The 7,612-nt window shown below is 65.0% G+C and carries 1 protein-coding gene and 1 pseudogene; both read left to right on the forward strand.

Going from position 1 to position 7,612, the window contains the following annotated elements:
- Window positions 1–106 precede the first annotated feature (106 nt).
- Window positions 107–427: pseudogene (locus RJ05_RS33050) on the forward strand (hypothetical protein); the annotation flags it as partial.
- A 135-nt stretch (window positions 428–562) separates the two neighbouring features.
- A partial coding sequence (locus tag RJ05_RS26315; RefSeq protein WP_162140653.1) for a DUF5005 domain-containing protein occupies window positions 563–7,612 on the forward strand: 7,050 nt, incomplete at its 3' end.

Raw genomic sequence — 7,612 nt, forward strand, 5'->3', positions numbered from 1 at the left:
ATCGGTGGCGCCGGTCGATCAACCCGGACCGCAAGTTCCGCGTTCGCCGGCAGAGTTCCTCGATGTTCCGACGGAGACAACGCCCCGCACGCAAGTCCAACGCGTGGTGCGTGAGGACGGCACCGCCCCTGGACAACTCGGCGAAGAGGGCGAAAGAGTTCGACCCGTCCGGCCGACCCGAGAATGGGCAGTCGAAGTACTCCGGAATCGATTCCCCTGGTTCAGCAAGATCGACGAGGCCGAATATGGCATCGACGAATACGTCGCCAACGCGCTCCGCCACACCAACGGCGAAGTCATCCTCACCATCACGGAAACCCACCCCGGAAACCGGCGAGCCCTACGATTCACCGTCTCCGACAACAGCACCGACATTCCTCAACCAGGCGACCTGCTCGACTTCGAAGCCACCCGCGGCCGCGGACTCGCCATCGTCCAAGCCGCCGCCGACGACACCGGCGTCACCGTCCACCACAACGGCAAACACATGTGGTTCGAGTTTCACACGCCACTCGGCGCCGCGCAGGCCGCCGGCCCCGATGATCCGGCCCCCACCGCGTCCGTGCCCGACGATCCATCGGCGGCACCATCACGCGCGCGTGAACAGCTGACCCCTTATGAGATCGCCGACGCGTTCGAGCGGAAGCATCCCGGCACGTCGATGAATCTGCCCAGCGCGCTGAGTTCCGAGCAGGCGCACACCTTCGCCCAGATATTCCACCGGCTGCTCACCGATTTCCCGATCCCCCTCGGCGTCATCGGCGTTTCGGTCGTCGACGGGAACGGATGGAGCGCAGTCGCAAAACCAGCTGTCTCGGGCGATCAAGTCTCCGCCGGGACGGTGCGGTTCACCATTGGGAGCAAGCGCTTAAGTGAGCTTTCCAGTTCGGACATCGCTTCCGTCGCCATCCGCGTTTTCGGACAGGCCCTGATTCATCAGGGCAGATGGCGGGCGGAAAGTTATCTCCTCGACGAACTGCGGATGCACTACATCGGAGGCGGCGGCACCGGCGGGGAGCGAGGATTCGCTGCGTGGACGCGCGAACAGTTCGATGAATCGACGTTTCGCGACGACGGTGGGCTATGGCAGAGACTGGCATTGTCCCGCTCCTTCGAGAAGATCTTCACCAAGGCCTCCGATGCGACCGAAGGGCATCGGACTCTCTACCGAACCCTGGTCGAACTTGCCATGGGTCAGTACCATCGCAGCCCGTCCGCGTATATCCGGACATTGGCAGCGCAGATGATCCGGCCACTCAGGAAATCCGCAATCGATGCCATCGAGGAGCTGCGCGTCGTCGACAGGACGTCGGGCTTGGACCTCGACGACATCGATCCGGAAGTCGTGCACACGATGTTGCGGCAGTTCGCCCCGTATTTCGCAACGTTCGACAAGCTTCGCCTGGCCACCCTCTCGGTGGTCCCGATGGCAGATGAAGACGTCATGGGATGCGTGTTTCTGGAGGGCCATGAGATAACTCTCCAGATATCCGAACGGTACGCAATCAATGCCGAGCTGCATCGTCAAACCGTCGCGGACGGCGCAGCAAGTGGTCACTTCTCGGCTCCCGGAGTCGATGGCGCCGCCGAAACGATCACCCACGAGATGGGGCACGTACTCCAATTTTTCGCGGCCAATGTCCTCGGGCCGGACAACGTTGCCGATGCGGTGGCCAACGATTGGAAAGCGGTCCTACCCGAACTGGTCAAACATTTCGTGGGTTCGAACCTGCCAGAGGATCTGGGTGAGTTCCTTGCCCACCTCCAGCGAGAACTCAGCGGATACAGCGTCGATCAGGACGGTAAACCCGTACCGGTCGAGGCGTTTGCCGAGGCACACTCTGCCTGGCGTTGGGGCACGGCAAACCAGACGGAGCTCATTCTGGCCGCCCATCTGGTCCAGCGCGCCATGCAGGCGAACGAACGGCTCAGAGCGCCGAGAACCCAGCAGGCAGCACAGGAAGAATCCGGCCGCGACCCCTCCGGTCTCGCCGGTCCGTTTCCGGCGCCGAGCCAAGGCCGCCCCTTTCCCGCCGAACAGGCATTCGCGGACATGCTCAGCGCGGCGGAGACCGATCCCAACACGCGGTTCACAGCCGAGATCCGGGCGCACGACACGCAACCACCCGACCAGCAGGGCCGCATCGTCCCCGGCGACCACTCTGCCGAGTCCACTGCACAACCACGCGCCGACGCTACCGATTCCGATCGGCCGTTCGAGTATCGACCGTCGATGAGCGACGAGGAATTCGACGCGCTGCCTACATACCGCCAGCACGAGGTTGCCCTCGCGGAACTGTCCGGCACGGCGCTGATGTTCGGCAGCCGCGACGAAGCCATCGACTACGCCCGGCAGCATTTCACGACCACCTTCTCCGAACCGGTCCGTGAATCGTTCGCTTGGATCCGCGGCTCGGTCACAGCGAGCCCCCTCGGATACGACGCCGCCAACAGTTACCTGACCACTCCCGAGGAACAACGCTCACCGACCGACGACGCGGCACAGCATGTCCATCGGGTGGACGAGTTCATGGACCGCCACCGCACCGATCGCGACTATTTCGTGAATGTCCCCGTGGTGTCCGAGGGGACCGTCGGGACTTCCTGGAACCCCGGCTACAGCACCGCCGAATTCGGCCACCACCCCTCGCCACGCTTCGACTTCGTCGATGTGGGGATTTTCTTGGTGCCCAAGGGCACTCGCCTCCCCTGGGTGGAAAGTGCCACCGGAATCCCGGAAGGCGTGCGCGGTCGAGGGATCACCCAGGTGGTGACCAGGGTGGTCCAGGACGGTGACCAGATCGTCGAGTACGGCTACTTCCTCCCGGACTCCGGCCAGACTGCCGGTCCGAAGCAACTCGCCGACGGACCCGAAGCTCCGGACCGCACCGGCGGGCCCACCGGCATTCCCGGCCCCCAGGTCAGCAACCGACCGGAAGCCGAGTTCGATCCCATCAGCCACGACCGCCGGACCGAGCAGGCCACGCCCAGTCGGCGGCTGGGACCCGATGGCCGTAACCCCGGAGTCTTCAACCGATTCAACTCGTTCCCCGACCCGGAGCCTCGGTCCACGAGCGCGCCGAGTGCCCCAACGGCAGCGCGCACGCCAGTCACGGGTCCGCCGCTCAGCCCGTCCGAGATCCTCGACCTTCCCCCTCGCAAGAACATCGAAGGCTGGCCGATCGAGACTATTGCCGTTCCTGGCGGGCGCACGGACCCATCGGTGTGGTTTGCCGGAGAACCACAGCGAGCAGGCGCGTTGGCCTCCGAACCTGCTACCGACAGCAATGCGTGGGGACGACCTACGATCGGAAAGGACCAGGTCGACCAGGCGCGTGCGGAGTTGGCCGCGCACCTGGGGATCGATCCCGAGCTGCTACCGACTCCGCAACCGCTGCTGCGAGCTCTGGCGCCGCTCAGGAACGCGTTGAGCCCGCTGGACGAGACGGCGCTGCGAGTGGTCGGCGAAAACCTGCAGGTCTCGGAACTCTCCAGCTGGATCGGCAGGTCCATCGCCGCCGAGGCAGCGGTCCGCGGACGACGGTTGAGCATCGACGAGCTCGAACAACGTAAAGCGCAGCTGGAAACAATCGCGAGCGACCTTGTGAGGGTGCTCGGCGCGCCCGACATCGAGCTCGGGAATGGGGGACTCCTCGGCGAGGATCCGCTGGCCGAACTGCGCCGCCTCGGCGTACACGTGCCCGGGGAGTCCGGGCTCACGCCGCTCGTGACATCCCTGGCGAAATTCTTCGACATGGATTCGCGCGTGGAACTGGACGCCGACCTGTATTCGAGTCCGTATGAACTCATCGACGCCTTCGAGATGAAGCATCCGGAGACGGTGCTCTACGGCATCGAGGCGCTGGCCGACGAGCATGCTCATCAGCTGACACAAGCCTTCCACGATCGCCTTACTCGTTACCCGATCCAGCTGCGGGAGATCGCGGTATCCATTGCGGAGGATGGCGACGACATCTCAGCCGAAGCAACTCCGCACATCTCCGGCGACGAGGTCTCCGCGTTCTCGATCAAGGTGACGATCAGGCGCGACGCCGAACCGGCGACCTTGACCGAGCACATCGACGATATTGTGACGCGGACATTCTTCCGCTCAATCGTTCACGCGGGCCGGTGGCGCGGCGAAAGCCGAGCACTCGGAACGCTCTACGAGCACTATCGACTCACTCGGCCCGGCGCGGGCCCAGCTGAGTTCGCAACCTGGTTGCGTGAACAATTCGCCGCTGAGAACTTCCGCGGCGATGGCTCCCTCGACATGCGAACGGCGCTGGAGGAGTCCTTCTCTGCTGTCGTCGACGACAGCTCGAACGCGACGGCGGGCCACAGGGTGCTCCATCAGTTGGCGGTGGACGCCGCCCGAGAGTGGGATGGCCGCAACGAGGCCGCGATGAACCGGCCGAGGACCGAATCCGAAGAGGCGCGCTTCCAGGCGAAACAACCGTTGCTCGACGTTCTGCGAAACGAGTTCGGTTTGCAGTTGGTCGGATTCGAGATGAACGACTTCAGCGAGGAATCCCTCCGGGAGATCACCGACGAGCTTCGCCACCACCGGGCAGAGCTGGGAGACCTCGACATCGTCGGAATCGCGCTGACTCCCATGCTCCAGGACGAGCGAATCGGCTACCTGGACCCCACCCCCGAGGGCCTGTGGGTCAGGTGGAACGAACGTTATGCCATCAACCGAGAGCTCTCCCGCTACATCAACGAAGACGACGTCGACAGTCACAGTCATTCAGGTTCCCGGTCGAACTTCGTGCGCCGGCTGTTCAGCCACGAGATCGGTCACGCGGCACATATGTACCCGGCACCGGATCCAGGAGTCGACAAGTACGCGGCGAACGAGCGGGCGGCCCAGGATTGGGAGAATGTGCTGCCTGCCCTGCGCTCGGCGCATTCCGCCGAAGTCGGTGATCGCGAACCTTTCGATGTGTGGTTGCGCCGCGTCCTGAGCGGCTTCAGCTTCCACAAGGATGGAAGCGTCCGGCCGGCCGAGGCTTTTCCCGAGGCGTTCGCGGCCCGCCGCGAGGGTGATGAGAATGCCGCACAACGCATCCTGTCCGACTACATCGTCGAGCGCGCCAAGGCGGAGGCCCGAGCCCAGGCCACGGCCAACCCGCAACCCGCCGCCCCGAAACCGACCGGCGGCTCCGCCCCGACTCCCGGACCCCGGGCCGGTTATCAGCCAGACGCCGAATTCAACCCGTTCGCGCGTAAGCGGCCGGCGCAGCCGTCGACGCCGAGTCGACGGCTGGGTCCCGATGGACGTGACCCCGCGGTCTTCAACCGATTCGATACGTTCCCAGACCCGCAGCCTCGAGCCAGCAGCGCGCACACGGGGGAAGCAGCAGACGGCAGCCGGCCTTCGCGGGTACCCCCCGTCGTCTCGGTGGAACGCGATGAACTCACGGAGTTGTTCACCGCATACGGCAACGACAATTCCAGTGAACTCACCTGGACCGGCGCGGACAGCACGTTCTCGGTGGAATTGCCCGATGGGCGCACTCTGTGGATCTTCTCCGACACCTTCCTCGGCACAGTGGACCCTGACGGTTCTCGATCGCAGGTACGTCAATATGGCGGGCAGACGCCATTCGTCCGCAACAGTCTGCTGATCCAGGACGGAGACCGGTTCACGACCATAATCGGCGGCACCGCGAACGAGCCTTCGGCGGTGCTGGAACCACCCACCGACGATGGCCCCGCCGTCTACTGGGCCGGCGATGCGGTCGTGGCCGGTGAGTTCGTCGAGATCACCTATCGTCGCTACCGGCCGGGCGAGCTGCGTGGCGACAAGAGAGCCGACGGGCTGGTGATCGCGCGGTTCGACGCGACGAACCCCGTCGAGCCGATCGATGTCGCGGTGCGGGAATCGTCTTGGGGTGTGTCATGGGGGTCAGCGCTCACTCGCGTCGACGGATACACCTACATATATGGCGCGCACGACCATGGGAGGGGGCAGCGGTCCCTGCGGATCGCCCGTGTCGCGGGTGACAGCCTGAGGGGAGATTGGGAGTACTACACCGGCGACAACGGGTGGAGCGGCAACGAGCGTGCCGCAGTGGATCTGATGACCGGCGTGGCCAACGAGTTCAGCGTTGTCCCCTACGGTGGCCAGTACCTGCTGATCACCAATGACGCCACCCAGATCTACAGTGCCGACATCGTCGCCTACGCCGCCCCGACACCGTTCGGGCCGTTCACCGACAAGACAGTGCTCTACACGACACCCGAGACCGGCCTGCACGGAACGTACGGCGATGCAGGCGTTTACACATACAACGCGCTCGCGCATCCACATCTGGATCGTGGGCAGGGTGGGCTTGTTGTGTCGTACAACGTCAACTGGGCCGTGCCCGTCGACTGGGACATGGGGCACGCCCGCCGCACGCTTGTTCTCGACGACGTCAGCGTCTACCGCCCCCGTTTCCTTACCGTCCGCTTCGATACCACCGGCGGCTCCGATATCGCGCACCCGTCCGAACTCTCAACGCCACCCAACGTAGCTCTTCCGGATGCGCCGGCCACCGGCTCCCACCGATCAGACGCCGCGCACCACCAGCCCGACACAGCTGACGGCCGGGGCGACCTGGGCGGGGAGGAGCCTTTCACCGGACTTCGCATAACCCCCGCCAGTGCCGATGTGGAACGGCGGCGGGCGAACGAGCGTCGCACGGCGGCACTGGCCGAAGAACTGGGCATCACGGTCGACGAACTCCGCTCCCTCATGGTCGAGGAGCTGCGCCAGGTTTTCGGGGGCGACATCGTGGTGCGCACCAAATCATTGACAGTCCATCGGATCATTCAGAGTGGACGGTTCAAGACCGAATACGAGCTGATCGGACAGCGGAAGACACTGGCACGGGGCATGCTGGCGAAACGCTCGGCGCTCGAACAAGAGTTGTTCGGGTATCCGACCGACCTCCCGGCGGAGCAGCGTCCGATCTACGGCTACATTCGCACCACGCCGTATCAGCGGACAGGTGCCGACGACCCCTTCGCCGAATACGGTGACGTCGATCTCGTCCTCGACCGAAAGGTGGCCGAGCGGACCACTGCGACTGTGGGTACCCCGTGGGGGGTGAGTTCCATACCCAGCAGTGTCCTCGACCCGCAGCCCGAATCCTTCGGCGCCACACCGAGCGACCACAACGACCTCGGGTACTACGGTCTGGAAGGCATCGGCCGCGACTACGCCGGCGAACGATTCGTCCGCAACAGCTACATCGAGGCACACATCCACCGCGACGCCGACCGCGGAGATGTCACGGTCGCCGACATCGCGCGCGCGGTCTTCCATGGCCAACCGCCTGATGACCAACTTCAGGAGGCACTGGCCGAAGCGGGCATCCCATGGTCGATGGCCGCGGACGCCCCCGCCGCCACACCGCGCGCGCTGACCCCATCACCCGAACGCAACCCGCTCCCTGCGCCGGGCCGGCCCGCTTCGGGCGACACACATCGTGCTCACGCAATCATCGGAACCGCAGGCGTCCCCGACCCTGACGAACCCATCGACGGCAGCGGTACTCCCTGGGATCGCGGCCCCAAACGAGCGCGGGGACAACGCACCGTCGAGCGCCTCGCGCAGTGGAAC

It is taken from the genome of Nocardia cyriacigeorgica NBRC 100375, assembly GCF_000308555.1.
GTDB classification, from domain to species: domain Bacteria; phylum Actinomycetota; class Actinomycetes; order Mycobacteriales; family Mycobacteriaceae; genus Nocardia; species Nocardia cyriacigeorgica.